Origin of the sequence: Spirosoma utsteinense (genome assembly GCF_014282275.1) — a bacterium.
Classification (GTDB): Bacteria; Bacteroidota; Bacteroidia; order Cytophagales; family Spirosomataceae; genus Spirosoma; species Spirosoma utsteinense.
Window position 1 is genome coordinate 35,453 of record NZ_VFIA01000019.1, and the last position, 22,078, is coordinate 57,530.

A 22,078-nucleotide genomic window follows, 5' to 3' on the forward strand; every position below is an offset into this window, starting at 1 on the left:
AAAGTAGGCCGTTCCAAACTATAAGACAATTCGGCGTTTGCTTTTCCTATTAAAACAACTGTTTGACAATAGTTTCTTTAAATCGTTTAAAAAATATCTGAAATCATTTTATATGGTACCACCCATTGACCGCTTTTCGGGTCATGCAGGCCTCTACGCGCAGTTTCGCATCGATTACCCGAAAGAACTTTATGACTTTATTTTGCAGAAGGTACCGGACCGTACGGTTGCCTGGGACTGTGCTACGGGTAACGGGCAGGTGGCCGGTGCTTTGGCTGACTGGTTTGAACAGGTGGACGCTACGGATATCAGCGAGACCCAGTTATTGCTGGCCGTTAAGAAACCGAATATCAATTATCAGCTCAGTCCTGCCGAGCAAACGCCCTTCGCCAATCATACCTTCGATCTGATCACGGTGGCGCAAGCCCTGCACTGGTTCGACGTGAACGCGTTTCACCAGGAAGTACGGCGAGTGGCCAAACCCAACGCCGTGATTGCCGAGTGGGGTTATGGGCTGGCGCAGATTAGCGACGATATCGATTCCATACTCATCGACTTTTACCGCAACCGCGTTGGACCCTACTGGGACCCCCAGCGCAAGCACATCGATGCCGCCTATGCTACATTACCATTTCCCTTCGCCAATGTGGAGCAACCTACCTTCGACGTTCGGCGCATGTGGACGCTGGACCGGTTTCTGAACTATCTCCGTACCTGGTCGGCGGTACGGCAGTATATCCATGAAAATGAGGAAGATCCGGTTGGTGCCCTGGGAGAGGAGCTGATAAAAAGCTGGGGCGACGGCGAACGTGAAATTGCATTCCCCGTCTTTACCCGTATAGGTATAGTATGTTAATTTGTTCATAATCAAAGCGTTGATTTGAATCCTGCCACGAACAAATAGCATACAGCCAGGTTGATTGTATATTTGTTCCACAGATTATAAAACTCAACGCTTCATGAATAAACTTCGCTACCTTCTTCTGGTGGTGTGGCTTGCCGTCTGCGGACAGGCGCATGCCCAGACCCAACCCGTTACGGGAGTGGTTACCTCAAAGAACGACAAACAAGGGTTACCGGGTGCTAATGTCATCGTTAAAGGCACCACAACGGGTACGTCGACGGACGTAAACGGTTCTTACACAATCACCGCGGGTGAGGGGGCCGTGCTCCAGTTCAGTATGATCGGCATGCTGACGCAGGAGATTCCCGTTGGCAACCAAACCCAAATCAATGTCGAACTGGCCGACGACGCTCAGGCGCTCGAAGAGGTCGTTGTGGTTGGGTACGGTACCCAGCGTAAACGCGACCTGACCGGGGCGGTTGCCCAGCTCAAAGGCGAGGAAATCATCAAGTACCCGGTTCAGACACCCACACAGGCACTACAGAGCAAGCTGGCCGGTGTGCAGGTCATTGCCTCCGGCCGGCCGAACGAACAGCCCCAGATTCGGGTGCGGGGCGTTGGGTCAGCGCTAGCTGGCGTGAGTCCGCTCTACGTGGTCGACGGCGTCCTGACCGACGATATCCGGAACATCAGCAACAACGATATTTTAAGCATTGAAGTACTTAAAGACGCGTCTGCGGCTATCTATGGTGTGCGGGCAGCCAACGGAGTGGTCATCGTTACCACCCGTCGGGGCAAATCGGGAGCAACACAGGTGCAGTACGATGCCAACTTCAGCATGCGCCAACCGGCCAATCTGGTTAAAATGGCGAGTCGGCAGCAGTACATCGATTACCTGACCGATGCTGCCCCGAACCAGAACGTGAGCAACCCGCCCCTGACCTCGGACCAGACCACCGACTGGTACGGTCAGGCGTTGCGGAACGCACCCCAGATGAATCATAATCTGTCGATCTCGGGCGGTGGCGAACGCAATACGTTTTTCTTCAGCGCAGGCTATTTCTCCGATTTTGGCGTTATCAATACCAACGATTTCCGGCGGCTGACCATCCGGGCCAACAACGAAGTAAAGATCAACGATAAGCTGACGTTCAGCAACCAGCTGTCGTTTTCGCGCGGAAACGAACGGGCCGTCAACCTGGACGGTACCTACCAGAGTCTGTACCGCGCTGCCCCTATCGTGCCCGCCAAAATCGGCGACCTGTACGGCAACCTGTCGGCTTATGGGAACGTCAGTAATCCAATTTTGAGTCTGGAAGCCCGCAACCAGCGTATCCTGAACAACCGGCTTCAGGGCAACCTGGCCTTGTCGTACAAGCCTGTCGAGTGGCTGACGCTGCGCTCGGCGTTCAATACCGATCTGGTGTTCAACCGCGATCAAACGTACCTGCGCGGATTCCAGAATGATGCCAATACGTTCATTACGGCGGGCGGTAACCAGCGTCAGCAGAACAGCCAGCTAACCGTGGGCGATACCAAGTCGCTTCGGTACATCATCGACAACACGGCTACGCTCGACAGAAGCTTTGGGGAGAGCAACCTGACGTTTTTGCTGGGGGCTGTGACGGAGCAGTTCACGACCGATTTCCTGCAAGGGTCACGTATCAACATCCCCAACGACCCTAACCAGTGGTACCTGGGTCTGGGCGATCCCAACCAGCAACTGGCTAACAACAGCACCGGCGATCTTCAAACCCGTCAGTCGTTCGTAACCCGGCTCACGTACAGTCTCAAAAACAGATACCTGTTCAACGCGTCGCTGCGGGCCGATGGGAGTTCCAAATTCAGTGAGCGCTGGGGCTATTTCCCAACGGTGGGGGTGGGCTGGGTCATCTCCGACGAAGATTTTATGAAGGACCAGTCGCTGTTCGATTTTCTGAAATTTCGGGGGAGCTGGGGTATCCTCGGTAACGACAACATTGAGAGCAACGCCTATATCACGACGGCCACGGTCAATATTCCGTACTTCTACAACAACGGCTTAGCGCTGGGGTCGGCTATTCAGGATATTAAAGACCAGCAGTTGAAGTGGGAGCGTACCCAGCAGATCGACGCGGGGCTGGAATTCGCCTTCTTCAACAACCGGCTGAGTGGCGAAATCGATTACTACAACAAAACTACGCGGGATGCGCTGGCGTTTCGGGTTATCCCGGCCATTTTCGGCGATCCGGACAACCAGTTTCTGACCAACATAGCCTCGTTCCGTAACCGCGGGTTCGAGTTCGTTCTAAACTGGAAAGAGACACTCAAGAGTGGCCTGGGCTACAGCATTGGCGGTAACCTGACCATCAACCGGAACGAACTGGTTGGCCTCAACGGGGGGCAGGCGCTGCTGGCGGGTGGCGTTGGACAACAGGGGTTTGTGACCCGTAGCGACAACGGCCAGCCGGTGGGTAGCTTCTACGTCCTGAATGCAACGGGGGTTTACCAGAACCAGTCAGAAATTGACGGGTCGCCCGTATACGGCAACCGCGCCAACGTCCGCCCCGGCGATCTTAAATACCAGGATGTTGACGGAAACGGCGTTATCGATAATAATGACCGCATCTACGCTGGTTCTTACCAACCCAAAATGTACTATGGTATCAACCTGGGTCTGACCTTTAAAGGATTCGATCTGACGGCCGATGTATATGGGAATGTGGGCAACAAGATTTACAACGGCAAGAAAGCATTCCGTTTCGAGAATACGGACAACATCGAAGCTGCCTACGCCGATGCCCGCTGGCTGCCCAACCGCCCGTCGCAGACCGACCCCCGCCTGATTACATCGGCAACACCCGCGTCGACCTATTTTGTCGAATCCGGCTCGTTTGTCCGGCTCAATAACCTGACGCTGGGCTACACCATTCCGAACGGGTTGAAGGAGAAGGCCAGGCTTCGCACAGCCCGTATCTACGTGACCTCGCAGAACCTGTTCACCATTCAGCAATTCAGCGGGTTCAGCCCCGAATTAGCAGGTGGCGCGCTGGATTCCGGCATCGAACTTAATTCATACCCAACGACCCGGACGTTTGCCGTTGGTCTTAATGTGGGTTTTTAACCAATCGACTTTATCAACATGAATTATAAGAAACACCTCATTCGGATGTCGTTGCTCGTAGCCCTGCTGGGGGGCGTGCTGACGGCCTGTAACGATTTCCTCAATACACCGCCCCAGGGCCAGATTGGTGAAGCGGCCGTGCGCAGCGATCCGGCGGCCGCACAGAGTCTGGTAACGGGTATTTATAACACCATGTGGCAAGGGGGCATGCACGGTTTCGACTTTGTAGGCATGACGAACATCGCGTCGGACGATGCCGACAAGGGCAGTTCCCCGGCCGATGGCGCGAACACCTTCGGTACGCTCGATAACCTGACTGTGACGCCCAGCGTTGGCAATCTCGATAATGTGTGGGCCACTTACTTTCGGGCTATTGCGCGCGCCAACCAGGCGCTGTCGCTGATTCCGCTCAGTCCGGCCGAGGCTGCTACGCGCAACCAACTGGAAGGGGAGGTGCGTTTTCTGCGCGCCTATTTTTACTTCAACCTGGTGCGGTTCTTTGGCGGGGTACCGCTCATTGTTGACGTGCCGCCCGTTGACGAAATTAATAATACGGCGTTGCAGGCACGCGCCAGTCAGGAAGAGGTCTACGCACAGATTGCCAGTGACCTGCGGTACGCTGTCAACGCGCTGCCCATTAAGACACAAACACAGACGGGTAAAGCCACGAAAGCAGCTGCGATGGCGATGTTGGCCAAGGTGTATCTGTATCAGAAAAACTACCAGCAGGCGTATGCCCTGACCGACTCGATCATCAAAAATCAGGCGGGTACCTATGATCTGCTGCCCAACTACGCGACCATTTGGCGCGAGACCGGTGCTAACAGCGTTGAATCGATCTTTGAAGTTCAGACGGGTATAAATCTGTCGTGCGATGCAGCCATTGAACTGTACAGCGTTTCGCAGGGGCCCCGTGCCGGTGGCCGACGGGGTTGGTCAGATCTGGGCTTTGGCTTCGGGACGCCATCAGCAAGTCTGGTAGCCGAATACGAACCAAACGATGTACGCCGGGCTGCCACGATCATGTTCATCAATCCGGCTCCGCAAGGAACGGTGTTGTGGGATGGCTTCCGGGTGCCGAGTCGGGACTCGGTCGAGAATGACCGGTATAATTACAAATCGTACCACAGCCGGACGTCGGAGCGGAACTGCGGCAACAACGACCGTCTACCCAAAAACCTCCGGATCATGCGGCTCGGCGAAGTGTTGCTGATCCATGCCGAAGCCGCGCTGGCTACTGGCCGGAATGCCGAATCGCTGGTCGACATCAACCGGCTGCGTACCCGCGCGGGGCTACCGGCTCAGACGACCATCGATCTGGCGAAGATCTGGCACGAACGGCGGGTCGAACTCGGTATGGAACACGACCGTTTCTTCGATCTGGTCCGGCAGGAAAGCGTACAGCCCGGCCGGGCGGTGCAGGCGTTTGCGGCCCATGGTAAAACGTTTACAAAAGGAAAGAACGAAGTATTTCCTATCCCCCAGAACCAGATACAGTTAAGCGGAGGGGCTCTGACGCAAAACCCAGGTTATTAAATAAATGGACCTGTTGTGGTGTCGGTTGCTCAAGGCTGACACCACAACAGGTACTACGTACCCGACGTCACGTCGTATCAACTTTCTGTATGTTTGACTTATGAAGCAAGTTCTCGTTATAGCCCTTCTTTGTGGGTCATTGTCCATCGTTTGCTGTCAGCCCCGGAATACACCACCTGCTGTAACACCTGGGCCTGTTCTTGCCGCGTCGGATCAGTCGTTTCTGGATAGTCTGCAACGCGATACGTTCCGTTATTTCTGGGACACAGCTAACCCGGCCAATGGATTGATTCCTGACCGGGCGCCTTCGCCTTCGTTCAGTAGCATTGCCGCCGTAGGTTTCGGGCTTACGGCCTATCTGGTTGGTGTCGAACGAGGCTACGTCACCCGGCAGCAGGCCGCCGATCGAACGCTGCGGACGCTACGCTTTTTCGCCACCGCGCCCCAGTCGGAACAGGCATCGGGCGTAGCCGGTTACAAGGGATTCTTCTACCATTTTCTGGATATGAAGACGGGGGAGCGCTTTAAACAGGTGGAGTTATCGACCATCGATACGGCCTTGTTGCTGGGCGGTATCCTCAGTGCTCAATCCTACTTCGATCAGAACACACCCGCCGAAACGGAGATCCGGCAACTCGCCGACCAGATCTATGGCCGGGTCGACTGGACCTGGATTCAGGCACGCCGGCCTTTCGTTTCCATGGGCTGGCATCCCGAAACGGGTTTTATCAAAAACGACTGGACGGGCTATAACGAAGGGATGCTGCTCTACGTGCTGGCCCTGGGTTCGCCTACCCACCCGGTCGGAGCCGAGGTCTGGCCCGCCTGGACGAAATCGTATCCTTGGGCTACATTCTACGACCAGTCGCACGTCAACTTCGATCCACTCTTCGGCCATCAGTACTCGCATGTATGGATCGATTTCCGGGGTATCCAGGATGCGTACATGCGGGGGAAGGGTATCGACTATGCCGAGAACTCACGCCGGGCCACTTACGCCAACCGGGCTTACTGTATGGCGAATCCCGCGAAGTGGCAGGATTACAGCTCGACCATCTGGGGGCTAACCGCCTGCGACGGCCCCAACGATACAACCGTCGCTGGCCGTCAGTTCTTCTCCTACCGGGCGCGTGGCGCTGCTTCGACGCAGATCGTAGACGACGGCACCATTGCCCCAACGGCAGCGGGTGGATCGATGGCGTTTGCGCCGGAAATATGCCTGCCGGCTTTACGGGCCATAAAGACTAAATACGGTTCGAAAGTCTACGGGCAATATGGTTTCCTCGATGCGTTCAACCCAACGTATCGCTATGCCTCGGTTTCGGCCAACGGGCCAACCACCAACGGCTGGTTCGACAAGGATTACCTGGGTATCGACCAGGGACCCATTCTGCTGATGGCCGAGAACCTGCGCACCGAGTTTATCTGGAACCTGATGAAGAAAAACCCGCATATCAGGCGCGGACTGGTGAAGGCCGGTTTTACGGGCGGCTGGTTACGATGACCAGATAACCCGCATCACTTTGCCCCGTACGCCAATCGTCTGGAAAAACTCCAGCCAGTGCAACTGCTGCGGGCCAAGGTGGTCGGTAGGGGATTTGACTTCGACAAAGTCGTACTCGCCCTGCTCGTTCCAGATCAGCAGGTCGGGGAAGCCCCGGGTATGCTCACGGACGTTGCGGGCCATTTCGAGCAGAATCAGCCGGAGTTGGTCGATATCGAGTAGTTCGACCATCCGTTGAACGAGTGAAAGAAGTTCGTCCGACCAGTCGACGAGCACGTTGGTGATGCCGTATTTGGCGTTAAACGTCCGACCTGTATGCACCCGCCAATCGTCTTTCGTGACCAGGTCGGCCAGGCGTTTCTTTAGCAGCTCTTCCCGTTTGAGGTAAAAGTCGGGCAGGTAAAAGTCTGACGGAGCCCGTTGCAGTGGATGGTGAATGGCCGACACGTTGGCGTCGTAAATGATGTCCCAGAAAACCAGTCCAAACAGCCCGCGCCAGGGATAGTTCTCGGTAAAAGCGGCATCGTAGCCCTGCTCCAGGTAATGGTTCATCACCCCCGCTTCGACGTGGTGGCGGTAGGCCGCCGGAATCTCGACGCTCTCGGCATCGGAGAGGAAACGGGTCGTGGCCTTGCGGGATTTTTTCTTTGCGCCCGCACTCAGAATCTTTTCCCGGAAATCTGTGGCAAAATAGCGCTCTTCAGCATTAAGCGGATTCACGGCGATCTCGTCGCAGAGGGCCAGCGCTTCATCTACCGATCCGTTTTTGAACAACAGCCGCACCCGTCGTTCGCGGGCCGGAACCCGGTCGGAGAGTTCATAAACGGTCAGGGCCTGTTCGGGTAGTTTCTGCCGTTCCAGAAAAGCACCTACGCGGCACACCAGTTTCTGGTAGCCCGGAATGGCAATCTCGGTCAGTTCAGGGCGGGTTTCGTTCCAGTTCAGAAACCAGTTGTATATATCGTCGGCCGGGGCTTCGGCTTCTTTCAATTCATAAAATTCTTCGTTGGTGAGCGAGATCAGCAGTTTGTCCTCCACTTCTTTGCGACTTCGAAAGCGGGCTGTCATCTTACTTTCGTCGTACCGCTCGAAGTTGACCATGCCAAGGTCGCGCACCACAAAATCGGTCATGCTAGCCCCGCGGTTGCCAAAAAACAGGTATTTGATCATCATACCTTCGGCTTCGAAGTTCATCTTCACCACCGTTTCCCGGGTAGTAAGGCTCGTGATGATCTCGGCAAAATTCAGTTCGTGGAGTGCATACCGAACCACACCTTCTTTTTTCTCTTTGGCCAGCGACCGCATCTCCTCTGGCTCCAGCGGCAGCAGTTCGAGTAGTTCGGGTTTGGTAAAGATGCTCAGGGCGACGTTGCCCAGGCTCTCATGACGGGCCGACAGCCGCTCGATGAATCCAGCGATCAACAACTCACCAACGGCAGCCGGTAAGTCAGTAATTTCTTTATAATGCAGTTTGTTGACCCGAAAAAAGAGTCCTTTGCGGTTGCTGAAGCGTACATACAGACACTGGGCATCGAGGCTGAGCGTTTCAAAACGGCGCACGAAATCCCACTCGGCTTCGTTCAGTAAACCGCCGTATAGCCGCTTGATAAAGTCCAGTACATACTGGAAATTCTCAAGGTAATACCGGGGGGTAAGTAAAACTTTCTGGCGTCCGATCATGATATAATAACGGCTCTCAGCCTGTTAGGTCGAAGCTGGAACCGGTGGCAGCTATAAATAATCAGTAGGCTGTAGCGTCCAAACGAGTTGATGACTCGTTCTTATAGAGAACAAAAAAACAACGGTTTATGTCCCCCGATGACGTCCTGAAAGCAATCAACGATACTGGCATTGTGCCGCAAGAACAGCAGACTCAGATGGCCGAATTTGAGCGTAACAAGCCGTTTTCGCTGCATTGGGAGTTGCGGTCGCTGCTGTATATCGGGATTCTGCTGCTGAGTTCGGGGTTGGGGTTGCTGGTGTACGATAACTTCGATTCCATTGGGCATGGCGCGCTACTGACCGCTATGGCAATTGGCTGCGGTATCTGCTTTTTCTTCGCCTGGCGCTACCGTGCCGACTGGACCCCCGGTCAAACCGTAAGCCGATCGCCCTTCGGTGATTATGCACTATTACTGGGATGCCTGTTGTTTCTGACCCTTGAAGGATATGCCCAGTATGCCTACACCGTTTTCGGTAACCGGTATGGGCTGGTGACGCTACTGCCAGCCCTGTTATTCCTGCCGATGGCTTACCGCTTCGATCACCGGGGTGTGCTGGGTATGGCGTTGACGGCGCTCATCTCCTGGGTTGGGGTTAGCGTACGGCCCCTTGAGCTTTATTTCAAGACCAACTTTTTTAACCCGTCGACCGTTTTTTCGGCCATCGGTCTGGCGCTGGTTTTGATCGGGGGGGCGTTGTTGCTCGAAAAACGGCGCATCAAACCCCACTTTACCGAAACCTACCTGACTATTGGGGGAAACTTGTTACTGGTAGCACTGCTGGGCGGGTTGTTCAATTTTGACGGTTTGCGGCTGTGGTTTGTTCTGGGTCTGGCGGTAACGTGCTTCGTATCCGACCAGTATGCCCGGCGTCGCAAGGCGTTTCTGTTCCTGCTAATGAGTACAGTATACGGCTACATCGGTGCAACCTACCTGGTTTTTCATTACCTGCTTGGTGGATTTCTTAGCGGGTCAGGTCTTGATTACTGGTACTTTATTCTGACCGGTATTGTGCTGATTGCTTATTTGCTGCGTCAGCTGCCTAAACGAAACACGGCGAATGAAAGCATATAACGAAACATGGATACGGAATCGGGCCGTCGTGCAGCAGTCCGAGCAGTGGAACCGCCAGCGGTTGCTGACCGATGCGCAGACTGAAGCCGTCCGCCGGGCGTTCCCATTCGATTTCCGGCAGACGAATGGATTTCTCGAGGTGGGTCTATTCCTATTTACCGTAGTGGCGATCCTGAGCTGTTACCTGTTGCCGGCAACCGCTATTGATGGATTGCTGGATGATCGGCATCTATCCAGCCTGTTCAACATGGGGTTTGGTGTCGCTATTGGTCTGTTGGGGCGGTTTTTAATTGCCCGGCGGCAACTCTATCGCAATGGTGTCGACAACGCCTTCGCGCTGATGCAAACGGGATTTCTGGCTTTCGGCTTCAATCAGCTATTGCCGTCCGATATGACCATCGCCATGTATTGTCTGTGTACGTTGCCGTTGCTGTTGCTGGTGCTCTGGTACTACGGCGATACATTGATTGCCTTCATAACCGTGGCTACTTTTTACACCTTTGTGTTCAATGGCGTTCTCCAGTTCAGTGCAGGAAAGGCCATACTGCCGTTTGTCATGATGGTGGTTTCGGCGGTACTGTTTGGGCTGGTACGGCGGATTGACCGATCGCCCTACTATGCCGATCCCCTGAACCTGATAGAGTGGGTCGCGTTGATCGTGCTGATTGCCAGCGGAAACTACTTTATGGTTCGTGAACTGAACGGACTACTGCTGGACGTCTCGATCCGACAACTGGCTAAAGGGGTAGCCCCCGAAATTGGCTTGTCCGGCTTGTTCTGGCTACTCACCTTCGCTATCCCTGCCGCTTACTTACAACAGGGATTTGCGCGTAAAAACCGGATGCTGATCATTCTGGGCTGTCTGGGGTTGATTGCCGCTGTCATGACGCTACAAAACTACGTAGTGCTGCTGCCGCTCAACGTGGCGCTAACGGCTGGCGGTATGCTGCTGATTGGGCTGGCGGTGGCGGGAATCCGGTTCCTGCGCCGGTCGTCAGGAGAGGGCGGGCACTTCCGGAACGGGTTCACCGACGACCCGGACTATGAGTCGCCCAATCAGTTTTTTGTCAATGTGGGTACGGCGGTGGCTACTCAGGCGGCTGCCGGTGCACAGCACCAGCCAAAAGAAGGCGTCCGGTTTGGCGGGGGTAATTTCGGCGGTGGCGGCAGTGAGGGGACGTATTGATGTGTATGAAATAGCCTATATTTGTGTATAATGTAGCCTGATATTATGCGGACAAATATTGATATCAACGACGAATTGCTCCAGGTAGCCATGGAGATCAGCCATGCAAAGACGAAGAAAGCGGTTGTTGAAATGGCCCTTAAAGAATACATCGACATGACGCGTAGACGGGATTTGGTAAGCCTGTTCGGTCAGGTAGAGTGGGAGGGAGATCTCAATGAGATGCGTACGGATACAACGCCGAATGAATGGGACAACTGATCGTAGATACCTCTATATGGATAGACTGTTTTCGAGGTATTATCAACGAGAAGACCAAGTTGGTTGCTGAAGGGTTAGCCCGCACAGATCGAGTTACGATTACGCCTACAATCCTGCAAGAGGTGCTACAGGGTATTCGGGATGATGCAAAACTGGAACGGGTAAGGACGAATTTGCTCAGCGTATCGATGCTACGGCTTGACCCTGTCGACGCAGCTATTGGCGCGGCCGATTTGTACCGGATGCTCCGTAAAAAGGGCGTTACCATCCGTAAACCGAACGCCTGTCTGATTGCCCACTACGCAGTCTTTTATGACCTTGCCATCCTGCATAATGACAGTGACTTCGACCAGATAGCCCGCTTTACGGCGCTGCGTATTGCCCTACCCGGCCAGAAGCAATAGACTTTACGCCCGTGTCTGCCGAAAAACCGCTAAGTTTGGGCTCGCAACCAAACAGCTTGTTTCCAGCGCATGAAAACAGTAGATTCCTATAATTTTTCGGGTAAGAAAGCCCTTGTTCGGGTCGATTTCAACGTCCCGCTTAACGACAAGTACGAAATCACCGACGATACCCGCATCAAAGCGACTATCCCGACGATCATGAAAATCGTCAACGATGGCGGATCGGCTATTTTGATGTCGCACCTGGGTCGGCCGAAGGGTGGTCCCGAAGATAAATACTCCCTCAAACACGTTATTCCCGCCCTTAACGAAGCCTTCGGACGTACGGTGAAGTTTGCAGATGACTGCATCGGTCAATCGGCGACGGATCTGGCGGCTAGCCTCCAGCCCGGCGAAATCCTGCTGCTCGAAAACCTGCGTTTCTATAAAGAAGAGGAAAAAGGGGATGTGGCCTTCGCCGAAAAGCTGTCGAAACTGGGCGACGTTTGGGTGAATGACGCCTTTGGTACGGCCCACCGGGCCCACGCCAGCACAGCCGTCATTGGTCAGTTCTTCGATGACCGCGTTTGTGGTTACGTGATGCAGGCTGAACTTGACAACGCCAAGAAAATACTGGAAGCGCCCGACCGTCCGTTCACGGCGATCATGGGTGGAGCCAAAATCTCCGACAAAATTCTGATCATCGAGAAGCTGCTCGATAAGGTCGACAACCTCATTATTGGCGGAGGCATGACCTATACCTTCACCAAAGCACAGGGCGGTAAGATCGGTAAGTCGCTGCTCGAAGCCGACAAGCAGGAACTGGCGCTCCAACTGATCAAAAAGGCAGAAGAGAAGGGCGTCAACATTTACATGCCTGTCGATAACCTCTGCGCCGACAAATTCTCGAACGACGCGAACCGGCAGGTTGTGGCTACCGGCGATATTCCTGATGACTGGGAAGGACTGGACATTGGCCCAGAATCGGCTAAACTGTTCGCCGACGTGGTCATGCAGTCGAAAACAATCCTCTGGAATGGCCCCATGGGCGTGTTCGAGTTCGAAAACTTTGCCCACGGCACCAACGCCATTGCGGAGGCCGTTGTAAAAGCTACGGAAGAAAACGGTGCGTTCTCCCTAATCGGCGGTGGCGATTCGGCTTCGGCGGTGAACCAGGCGGGCTACGGTGACCGTGTCAGCTATGTTTCGACGGGTGGTGGTGCGCTGCTGGAATACATGGAGGGCAAAACCCTTCCCGGCGTCGCTGCACTGGAGTAACAGTTGGTGAGTTGGTGAGTCAGTTAGTCGGTCAGTGGCTGACGCGAAGTTTGTACTCGGGCGTCAGCCACTCACTGACTCACTGACTGACCGACTCACCGACTCATCCCCGCTCTCGCTTTATTGTCTACGCTGTTTTTATACTCATGGCGTTTGAAACTGAGTGCTTTCTGGAAGAACGACCGTGCTTTGGTGCGGTCGTTCTTTTGCTGGTAGATATAGCCTAATTGTAGCGCTGCGGTTGCTCCAAACGATAACTGACCGGGTTCACTCAACACGAGAGCCCGTTTAAGGTATGGAATGGCCTTGTCGGGTTCGTCACGACGTTGATGGATGCGCCCCAGGCGGTAATTATATTCCGCCTGCTCACCAGCAGTTGTAAACCGGCCTTCGGTATAGGGCCTCAGGTAAGCCAGCGCACTGTCGGTGAAACCACCGTCGGAGGCCAGCCGTGCCCGCATCAGCACCTTCTGATTTGCCGAAACGCCCCGCTTGAGGTAGGACTCGGCAAATTTCTGAGCCGCCTTGTCCGACTCGACTGTTGTTCGGCCTATGCCGGGTACCTGTGCCAGAAAGGGACGGGCTCTCGCGTCGGGCTGGTTGGCGAGCCAGTAACACAGGAATAGTTTATAGTGCGAATCTTTGAGGAAGTTCTGGCCGGTATAGACGTGCAAAAATTGCTTGAAGTGCGTCTCGGCCGTTGCATACTGCCCCTTCTGAAGATAGATATCGCCCAGAATGTTATCCACGATCGGTAATGGCTGGTAGTCAGAACCTGTGGGGCGGGTGTTAAGATAGGTAAGTGCCTGTTCGCTGTGCCCGTTTTTTTGCTCGATGGTGGCACCGAAGAAATGCAGCAGCAAGTTGTCACGGTTTCCCTGGACCAGCCGTTGAAGCGTCTGCCCGTCGGTATCCGTAAATTTCAGCACGTAAGCCCGAACCATCAGGTCGATCAGCCGGGCTTCCAGACCGAACGTGGAATCTTGCTGGGCGCGTAGTAGTTCCTGCTGACCTTGCCTGATATTGCCGTGTAAACCGAGCAGGTTAGCCACCCATAGGTAGCTTTCGGGTACCGAGCCGATCATTACGTGCAGCGTGCCAAGTGATTTATACGTCGGCAGAAAGTCAGGAAACCGCTTCTGATTTTCGGCCAGTAAGTTATAGGCGCGAATCACATCCCAACTGGCGCTAATTTCTTTGCCGAATTTAAGTTTGACGAAGGCCCAGTGAAGCCGTACTTCGGCCTGTAGAACACGCTGCCAGGGGGAGTTGTCGTCCATATGTTTCAGGGCCGTGAGCCGTTCGTCCTCCCGGTCAGCCAGTTGACTGAACAGCCGGTCATTGTCCGACGTGACGAGTGTGAGCATATCGGCATAGTCGGCTACGAACAGGCGAACACCATTGTCAGGCTCGCGGCTGGCCAGCTGCCTGCCAGTCTGAACACGGAGCTTTTGCAGGTCGGTATAGGCCCGCTGCAAACCCGGCGTCCAGACGAAATCCTGGGCAGTAGCGACCTGTATGGTCAAGAGGAAGATCAGCAGGTAGCGCATGAGCGAAACGGTGTACAAAAAAAGGTCGCCAACCTGACGACCTTTTCTCTCTTGAATAGTGCGGCTATTACCGGCCTTTCGTAGTTGGTGCTGGCTCAGGTATACCTTCTACATCGGCGAAAATCCGTCCGCAATGTTCGCAAACGATAATTTTCTTTTTGTCTTTGATGTCGGCCTGCCGTTGGGGCGGTACTACGTTGAAACACCCGCCACAGGCACCACGCTTCACCATGACGACGGCTAAACCGTTGAGGGCGTTACCGCGAATTTTGTTGTAGGAATTCAACAGGCGGGGTTCAATCGTCGTAGCCTGCTGATCGCGTTCAACGACAATTGCCTTTTCTTCCTCCTGGCTCTCCGAAGTGATCTGGTCCAGTTCCGATTTTTTGGCTTTCAGGTCTTCTTTACGCTCGTTGAGAGCGGCCTGCGTCGTTTTGATCTCTTCTTCTTTACCCCGAACCCGAAACTGCGCTTCGCCAATACGTTTGTCGGCCAGTTCGATTTCGAGTGACTGTAATTCGATTTCTTTCGAGATGGCGTCAAACTCGCGGTTGTTGCGGACGTTCATCTGCTGATCCTTGTACTTGGTGATCAGTTTCTCGGCGTCTTTTTTAGCAACGCGATTGCGATCAATTTCTTCGTCGAGTGTTTTTATTTCGGCCTGGAACTTCCCAATCCGCGTTTCGAAACCGGCGATGTCGTCTTCCAGGTCACGAACTTCTTCGGGCAACCCTCCACGAATTTTAACGAGTTCGTCTAGTTGAGAATCAAAGGTTTGCAGTTTAAGAAGAGCGTCTAATTTTTGCGCAATTGTCAGTTCCATTCGGGATATTTTTTAATTTGTCTTGTCTTGGGCAATGAAAAATGGGCGATGCGCTTGCCGGGAGCATTGTTCTACACAACCCGTCCGGGCCTGCCCGCGCTGTTCATTAGTAAAAGTACCGAACCGGATTCGTGTTCGTTTCGGATAAAATCACCGCAAAAGTAGCGAATTTTTCGGCCAAATACTGCTGAATCAGGTCCTTCGTGTAGACCTCACTTTCATAGTGGCCTATGTCACAGATACTGATTCGGTCTTCAGCGTCGAAAAACTCATGGTATTTGTAATCCGCCGTCACAAATGCATCGGCCCCGGACCGGATGGCATCCGGCAGTAAAAAGCTTCCTACACCCCCACAAACGGCTACCCGGCTGATAGTTCGGTCGGGTAGGTCCGTGTAACGAATCAGGCTCAGGCCCATTTTCTGCTTCAGGTAAGCTAGCCAGGCGGCACTGTCCATCGCTTCCGGCAAATTACCAATTACGCCTGACCCTACCTCCTGATTGGCATTCGCCAGGGGCGTCAGGTAGTAGGCTACTTCCTCATACGGATGGGCGTGCCGTAAGGCGGTCAGTACCTGGTGTTGCTGGTGGGTGGGCAGAATGACTTCGATCCGGTCTTCGGGTTCCTGATGGTAAACGCCCCGTTCGCCCAAAACCGGGTTGGCCATCGAACCGGGTTGATAGGCACCTGTGCCTTCGGTTTTAAAGCTACAGTTAGCATAATTGCCGATTTGACCAGCCCCCGCTGCGTGAAGTGCATCGAGGACCCGCTGCGTATCGGCTACCGGAACGAAGGTGACCAGTTTGGTTAACACCTGCGTTTTAGGGGCCAGAATCTGCACCTGTTGCAAGCCTAACTTCTCGGCAATTTTAAAATTGACACCTCCCGTAACATTATCCAGGTTGGTATGGGCCGCATAGAGAGCTACGTCACTTTTAATGGCTTTTATCACGGCGCGCTCCACATACGTGCGGCCATTGAATTTTTTGAGCCCTTTGAATACAATCGGATGATGCGCCACCACCACGTTACAGCCCCTGGCAATGGCTTCGTCGATGACCGATTCGGTTGCGTCGAGGGTGACGAGCACACCCGTAATGTCGGTGGAGGGGTCACCCACGATCAGCCCAGCGTTGTCGTAAGATTCCTGATAGGCGAGCGGAGCCAGCTGCTCCATATAAGCAGCCAGGTGGCGAATTTGAGGCATAAGGAATGATCGTTTCTGGATAAAATAGAATTGGTTTTGCCGTATGATCGTGGCTCGGCTATTCGCGTGGAAGCGCTATGACCTGAATATGTTTCTGTTCAATGCGGGATAGCTCGGTCAGCTGCTTTGCCTCATACCGGCGATCGTAGGTGGCAACGGAGGTAGTATCATTCGTATCGCCCTTGTAGTTGATATAATCCTGAAAACGGATGCCACCGATGGTTTGCGGGTTGATGGCCTTCCGAAAACGGGGGCCGCCTTCGCTGTAGGCGAGGTAATCCATGGTGTGTGTCTGCTGGTTGAACCAGTAAAAGAACGTATCGCCATGATCTTTACCGCCCCCTTCGGCCTGAAAGCGTACCCTGACCTTCTGATATGATTGTCCGTCAATAGCAACATCGCCCACCACATCGGCCAGTACGGCTGGGTCGGCTAGTTTCTGGGGCAGCAGAACGAAGTAAGCAACGGAGTTGACGGCCCGGCTGTACTTGCCCGTTTGGGCGGTATCGAGCGTCTGAGGTTTGCCGTTCAGTGACCGGGAAAAACGATCGTTGGTCAGCACTTCCTGAATCGTAACCCCGGCCGAATCGCGGTAAGTGCGGGTGTAGCTGTACCGACCGTTCTGGTGTTTCAAGACGAGGTGAAACTGCCGGAAATCGAACGTGATTTGTTTATTCTGGTAGGCATCCCCGCCATGGGCCTCAATGGCCTGATCGATGATGGTACGGGCATCAGGAGCGGATTGGCAGGCAAATGCCGTAAGCAGCAGCACAAGGTAAGGCAGGAATCGGCGCACGGTTGAGAGCAGTAAATGAAGTGTAAACCTACAAAAAAAGCGCCGGTCCCGGCGGGTCGGCGCTTGACGATGAGAATAGCCTATTTAGCCGTCTCTGCGTAATCCCGCCACTTCATAACAGTCATGCCGTTGCTTCTCTTCTGGAGTTGATTACCGGCATAGAGAACGATTGACATCCGTTCTCCGCTCAAAGCAGTCCAGTAGGTGAGATTTTTGAAAAATTCAGCGTTATTGGCAAGGTCTTTAGTTTGGTTTCGGCTGTTCTCAAAATCATACGCTAACCTACGAAAACTGGAAAAATATGGAATTAAACTCCATATTTTTCCAGTTTCCACAACTTACATTGGTAAAAAACAAAAAAGCCCCGATCCTGATAGACCGGGGCTTGGCAATTGAATGATGCTTACATACCCTGCGTGCTGAATTCTATCTTGTCCATGGCGAACAAAGGTTTTTGGCCAGCCGTAGGATTGACGAAGACAAGGTAGAGCTTATGAACCCCCGACACTGGCTGACGGAACGGTAAATTAACCGCACCGGCTGAACCTTGTTTGACCTCGGCTTCTCCCAGCAGGGTACCCGTAGGCGAATCTAGCCGGGCTTCAAGTTTACCGCCTACAACCTGATCGTTGGAAGCAAACACGGAGGGTGTCAGTCCATGAATACCTGTTAGGTCGATATCATTGAAAACCAAATAGCTACCCGACTTTGTGCCAATAGCTGCCGGTCCCAGTTTGGGAATATCGTATTCGAAGATATCGTGCTTTTTGTCGGCCGAAACCGCTTTGATCATAGGAGACCGCAACGCAATGGTTCTCGAACTCGTCAGCGGACCTACAATTCCATTACCACGGTCGGTATAACTGGCGGTTAACACATACGAACCATCTTTTTTCTGCTGAGCTGGTACATAATCACCCGCAAGTGGCTGTTTATTAACCGCTTTGTCATTAGCCAGCGACAGAATGTAACGGACCATATCGGTAGCCTCACTTTCTTTCAACTGGGGGTGGGCGCTCATCGCCTGTTCGCCCCAGACACCGCCACCACCATTGATGACTTTGCGTGCCAGTTTGCCTTCGATCTGGAAAGCGCCCTTGTACTTTTTGGCCACATCGACATAAGCGGGTCCGATGGACTTTTTGTCGATAGCGTGGCAGGATTTACAGTCGCTCAGCTCAATCAGTCGTTTGCCGGCAGAAAAGCCCAGATTGGCCTGGTGACCCTGGGCCAGCATCGTCTTGTCGAATCCTTCGAGGTAGTCGATGGTCATGGTAACATCATCGGCGCTGATGCCCTTCTTCAAGGTACCGTCTTCTTTATCGACAACATTGACCGCGTATTTGACCGGCTTGTTGGGGAAATAGAACGTTTTGTTGCCCGTAACTGCTACGTCGACCTGAGGCTCATCGTTACCTACTTTGATCTCCATCGATTTGGTAGCAACGTTTCCCGATGCATCGGTAACGCGCAACGTGGCCGGGTACACACCTGGCTTGGTAAACGTAACCGTTGGCGATACTGTGGTTTGTTTTGGCATCCCTTTGCCGAACGACCACTCATACTTGATAGCGTCACCGTCGTAGTCCATTGACTCTTTACCGTCGAACTTTACGGTGAGTGGTGCTGAGCCAACCGTTTTATTAGCGGTGGCCATGGCAACGGGTTTCCGATTGCCAGCATTGTACGTGATGCGCGACAGGCGGGCATCGGTGTTGGCGGCAAACCACTGCTGGCCGTATTCGAGTGTATAGAGCGATCCATCGCTGGCGAACTGCATATCGATGACATGGGAGAACTTCGTGCTGGGCATAAACGTCTCCATCTTCACGAAGTCACCGTTCTCTTTCATCGTAACCGGGTGAATCCAGTCACGCATCCAGTCGTAGGCGAAGAATTTACCATCGTAGGCACGAGGAAATTTCACCGGCGATTCGGCATAGTCGTCATAATAGTAAACCGGGCCGCCCATCGCATTCCGGCCTCCTTTGCCAACGATGGCTCCGAATTCCGGCGAGTCGGCATAGGGGTAGTAGATGAACGCCTTTTGAGCCGGTGGCAACTCCGTCAGACCCGTGTTATGGGGCGAATCGTTGATAGGCTTCATTGGGTCGAAGAGCGCACCCGTGGTACTGTCCGCAAAGTTACGCGCGTTGTACGGGCGGTTATCGGCCACAAACAGGGGCCATCCATAATAACCCGCCTTCCGGGCCTGGTTCATTTCGTCATGACCGCGTGAACCGTATTTCGCGCTGTTTTCACCGGCGTCCGGTCCAACTTCACCCCAGTAGAGGAAGCCCGTGCGCTGGTCGACCGAAATCCGATAGGGATTCCTGTTGCCCATTACGTAGATTTCAGGGCGGGTTTTGGGCGTTCCTTTCGGGAATAGATTTCCCTCGGGAATGGTGTAGGTACCATCCGCTTCGGGGTGAATGCGCATGATCTTACCCCGCAGGTCGTTCGTGTTGCTCGATGTCAACCGGGCATCCCAGCCGCTGCGGCCTTTGCGATTGTCGATAGGGGCGAAGCCTTCAGAGTTGAACGGGTTGGTGTCGTCCCCGGCCGACAGGTACAGGTTGCCTTTCCGGTCCCAGGCAATAGAGCCCCCTGTATGGCAGCATCCATCGCGTTTGACCGGAACCGTTAGCAGCACTTTTTCGGTGCTCAGCAGCAGGGTGTCACGAGCGTCGTCATAAACAAAACGCGACAGGTGTTGCGCTGTATCGGCAACGGTATTGCCTGTCAGTGGCGAGTAATACGCATAAATCCACTTGTTCTGCTTGAAATTAGGATCGACGTTCAGGCCCATCAACCCATACTCAAACTTGGTGAATACGGGGAAATTAGCCACCACTTTTACCGCTTTCGTCTTTGGATCGTAGAGCTTCAGCGCGCCCTTACGCTCGGCGAAGAGAACTTTACCATTGTCGAGAACAACCAACTCGGTCGGTTCGTCCAGATTGGCTGTCAGAACCTGACGATCGAAGCGGTTTTCTTCCGGAAACGGCAGTGTTTTGGCCTGCCCGAATTTCAGGCTGGTTGCCATAACCGACTTGATGCCGCCCAGGATGTGCTGTAAAAACATAGCATCGACGTAGGATTCATCCGTGTGGCCACCACCCGTGTAAAAGGCTTTACCCCCATCAAAGTCGTGATGCCAGATAAAAGGGTGATTATCCCCGTTTTTGCCGCCCTGGTAGGTTTTTTCATCCAGCTTGCCAAGGACCTTCAGGTCTTTGCCAAGGCTCTTGTAACTATACCATTCATCGAAGCGCTTCCAGCGGTCGGGCAGCATCTTCGTAGCCGGGTGGTTTTTGTCGACGATCTCGATCTCGGCATTCTGCTGTTTCGGGTGATCCAGGAAGTAAGCACCGGCCAGTTCGTTATACCACGGCCAGTCATACTCTGTGTCGGCAGCTGCGTGGATACCCACATAACCGCCCCCGGCCTGAATATAGCGTTCGAAAGCCGACTGCTGGGCATCGTTGAGTACATCGCCCGTAGTGCTGAGCCAGACTACGGCGCTATACTGCTTTAGGTTGGCTTCGGTAAACTTATCTGCATTTTCAGTTGTGTCAACGGCAAATCCATTTTCTTTGCCGAGCTTCATAATGGCCACCTTTCCCGCCGGAATAGAGCCATGGCGATATCCTTTTGTTCTGGAGAATACCAATACCCGGTTCAGGGCGACAGCGTTTTGGGCTGAAGCCACTGCCGGTTTCGTAGCGCGTTTGGGCGTCGTTTGTGCCCACACGGGCGAATCCATGACAGGCACAGATGCCGCCAGCACACCCGCCAGCAACAAGGCGCGGGAGGGGAGCCGTAGTTTTTTCATAGAGATAGGAGAGTTATGCAATTTGGTTGGGTAAGTGCTGCCGTCACTAGATTTGAGGTTCACTTATTCCATTGTTTGATTGACTTTTAACAAGAATCAAAAGTACGAATAAAACGAACGCCGTTAGCGGGCTGCCGGTGAAATACAAAGACATTAAGAGACTTTAATCTACTTTTTTGAAGGTCATCAGCGAAACGTTGTTGCGGAGTAACGTTAACTGCCTCTCGCCAACCTGATAGGAAAGAGATTGGGTCTGTAATCCCTGTAGGAATTCATTCTCCAAATTACCGGAGTCGTTTAAACAGGCCATCTTCGTCGTAATCAATGGGCCAAACTGGAGCTGTCTGCTATCGGCCCTGACGCTTCCGCTGAGCCGGTTACAACTCGTCGTTCCGGTTACCCGGCCTTCGGTCAGCATAAACTCCAGACGGGGTCTTTCCCGGCCTTCACTGTCGGCCGAAACCGGTTTGCCATTCAGCTCGGTCAGCACCCAGATGTCCTGCAACAGCGTCATCTGTCGAAGCGAAACTCCGCAGCCAACGTAATGCTTACCCTGAGCCGTGACATCGACACGGTAATCGAACCGTTGTCCCGATAGGGCATCGACACAACTGTCGGGTCGGAAAATGGCCAACAGGCGTCCTGATGCCAGGTCAGCGGTGTAGCGGAACCCGCCGTTCGAATCGGTGATCCGGTCGGGTACGGGCGTGTTGATGGAATCACCGTCCGGCGTTTTGAACCGCATGGTGTTCTTCGATGGGTTGATGGTTAATGACCAAATGGGTTTACTGCCCAGCGCCACAACTTCGTCACCTGCCTTGAGGTAGCGGCTGTAATCGGCTGGTTCGCTGGAACTACTCACGGGGGTAAGAGTCGATTTGATCTGGCTCGATGGGCGTCGGCAGGCGGTAACTGCCAATAAAAGGCCGAATAGCAGGATACGCATGGTATTGGTAGCGGATGTAAAGCTATTCGTA

17 protein-coding genes are annotated in these 22,078 nt (G+C 53.7%); 9 read left to right on the forward strand and 8 right to left on the reverse strand.

The features are described 5' to 3' along the window. Nucleotides 1–112 precede the first annotated feature (112 nt). The 4 genes from FH603_RS15890 (at nucleotide 113) to FH603_RS15905 (ending at nucleotide 6,987) form a co-directional block, all read left to right on the forward strand. A complete protein-coding gene (locus FH603_RS15890; protein ID WP_186738523.1) occupies nucleotides 113–856 on the forward strand; it encodes a class I SAM-dependent methyltransferase in 744 nt (247 codons plus the stop codon). A 103-nt stretch (nucleotides 857–959) separates the two neighbouring features. Then, nucleotides 960–3,947, forward strand: coding sequence for a SusC/RagA family TonB-linked outer membrane protein (locus tag FH603_RS15895; protein ID WP_186738524.1), 2,988 nt, complete (start codon nucleotides 960–962; stop codon nucleotides 3,945–3,947). An 18-nt stretch (nucleotides 3,948–3,965) separates the two neighbouring features. Beyond that, on the forward strand, nucleotides 3,966–5,483 hold the full coding sequence (locus FH603_RS15900) for a RagB/SusD family nutrient uptake outer membrane protein (RefSeq protein WP_186738525.1): 1,518 nt from the start codon (nucleotides 3,966–3,968) through the stop codon (nucleotides 5,481–5,483). A 100-nt stretch (nucleotides 5,484–5,583) separates the two neighbouring features. Continuing rightward, a complete protein-coding gene (locus tag FH603_RS15905; protein ID WP_186738526.1) occupies nucleotides 5,584–6,987 on the forward strand; it encodes a glucoamylase family protein in 1,404 nt (467 codons plus the stop codon). On the opposite strand, the gene FH603_RS15910 is transcribed toward FH603_RS15905, so the two are convergent. Further along, nucleotides 6,979–8,667: a VRR-NUC domain-containing protein gene (locus tag FH603_RS15910; RefSeq protein ID WP_186738527.1), complete on the reverse strand. Its 1,689-nt coding sequence runs from the start codon at nucleotides 8,665–8,667 to the stop codon at nucleotides 6,979–6,981. The genes FH603_RS15905 and FH603_RS15910 overlap by 9 nt on opposite strands. A gap of 128 nt (nucleotides 8,668–8,795) precedes the next feature. Here FH603_RS15910 and FH603_RS15915 point away from each other — a divergent pair, with 128 nt between their 5' ends. From FH603_RS15915 to FH603_RS15935, 5 genes are all read left to right on the forward strand, one after another. After that, the gene (locus FH603_RS15915; protein ID WP_186738528.1) at nucleotides 8,796–9,782 is read left to right on the forward strand and encodes a DUF2157 domain-containing protein; all 987 of its coding nucleotides are present in this window, start codon (nucleotides 8,796–8,798) and stop codon (nucleotides 9,780–9,782) included. After that, complete coding sequence (locus FH603_RS15920; protein WP_186738529.1) at nucleotides 9,769–10,968, forward strand: hypothetical protein; 1,200 nt, start codon at nucleotides 9,769–9,771, stop codon at nucleotides 10,966–10,968. Before FH603_RS15915 ends, FH603_RS15920 begins: the two co-directional genes overlap by 14 nt. Nucleotides 10,969–11,013: 45 nt before the next feature. After that, nucleotides 11,014–11,229 carry a type II toxin-antitoxin system VapB family antitoxin gene (locus tag FH603_RS15925; RefSeq protein ID WP_186738530.1) on the forward strand — a complete coding sequence of 72 codons (216 nt, stop codon included), beginning with the start codon at nucleotides 11,014–11,016 and terminating at the stop codon, nucleotides 11,227–11,229. Then, the gene (vapC, locus tag FH603_RS15930) at nucleotides 11,217–11,633 is read left to right on the forward strand and encodes a type II toxin-antitoxin system VapC family toxin (protein WP_186738531.1); all 417 of its coding nucleotides are present in this window, start codon (nucleotides 11,217–11,219) and stop codon (nucleotides 11,631–11,633) included. The genes FH603_RS15925 and vapC overlap by 13 nt, the downstream gene beginning before the upstream one ends. Before the next feature lie 69 nt (nucleotides 11,634–11,702). Further along, nucleotides 11,703–12,890 (forward strand): phosphoglycerate kinase, encoded by a 1,188-nt coding sequence (locus FH603_RS15935; RefSeq protein WP_186738532.1) that lies wholly within the window; start codon nucleotides 11,703–11,705, stop codon nucleotides 12,888–12,890. Nucleotides 12,891–12,985: 95 nt separating this feature from the next. On the opposite strand, the gene FH603_RS15940 is transcribed toward FH603_RS15935, so the two are convergent. From FH603_RS15940 to FH603_RS15970, 7 genes are all read right to left on the reverse strand, one after another. After that, nucleotides 12,986–14,440 carry a tetratricopeptide repeat protein gene (locus tag FH603_RS15940; RefSeq protein ID WP_186738533.1) on the reverse strand — a complete coding sequence of 485 codons (1,455 nt, stop codon included), beginning with the start codon at nucleotides 14,438–14,440 and terminating at the stop codon, nucleotides 12,986–12,988. A gap of 67 nt (nucleotides 14,441–14,507) precedes the next feature. Then, nucleotides 14,508–15,263, reverse strand: a complete 756-nt coding sequence (locus FH603_RS15945; RefSeq protein WP_186738534.1) for a zinc ribbon domain-containing protein — start codon at nucleotides 15,261–15,263, stop codon at nucleotides 14,508–14,510. A gap of 106 nt (nucleotides 15,264–15,369) precedes the next feature. Continuing rightward, a complete protein-coding gene (locus tag FH603_RS15950) occupies nucleotides 15,370–16,470 on the reverse strand; it encodes a Nif3-like dinuclear metal center hexameric protein (RefSeq protein WP_186738535.1) in 1,101 nt (366 codons plus the stop codon). 58 nt (nucleotides 16,471–16,528) lie between these two features. Continuing rightward, the gene (locus tag FH603_RS15955) at nucleotides 16,529–17,266 is read right to left on the reverse strand and encodes a DUF6503 family protein (protein ID WP_317171188.1); all 738 of its coding nucleotides are present in this window, start codon (nucleotides 17,264–17,266) and stop codon (nucleotides 16,529–16,531) included. An 80-nt stretch (nucleotides 17,267–17,346) separates the two neighbouring features. Next, entirely contained in the window at nucleotides 17,347–17,601 is a 255-nt protein-coding gene (locus tag FH603_RS15960; RefSeq protein ID WP_186738536.1) for a hypothetical protein, read from the reverse strand. A 68-nt stretch (nucleotides 17,602–17,669) separates the two neighbouring features. Beyond that, nucleotides 17,670–21,101, reverse strand: a complete 3,432-nt coding sequence (locus tag FH603_RS15965) for a ThuA domain-containing protein (RefSeq protein WP_186738537.1) — start codon at nucleotides 21,099–21,101, stop codon at nucleotides 17,670–17,672. 163 nt (nucleotides 21,102–21,264) lie between these two features. After that, on the reverse strand, nucleotides 21,265–22,047 hold the full coding sequence (locus tag FH603_RS15970) for an META domain-containing protein (protein ID WP_186738538.1): 783 nt from the start codon (nucleotides 22,045–22,047) through the stop codon (nucleotides 21,265–21,267). Nucleotides 22,048–22,078: the final 31 nt, after the last annotated feature.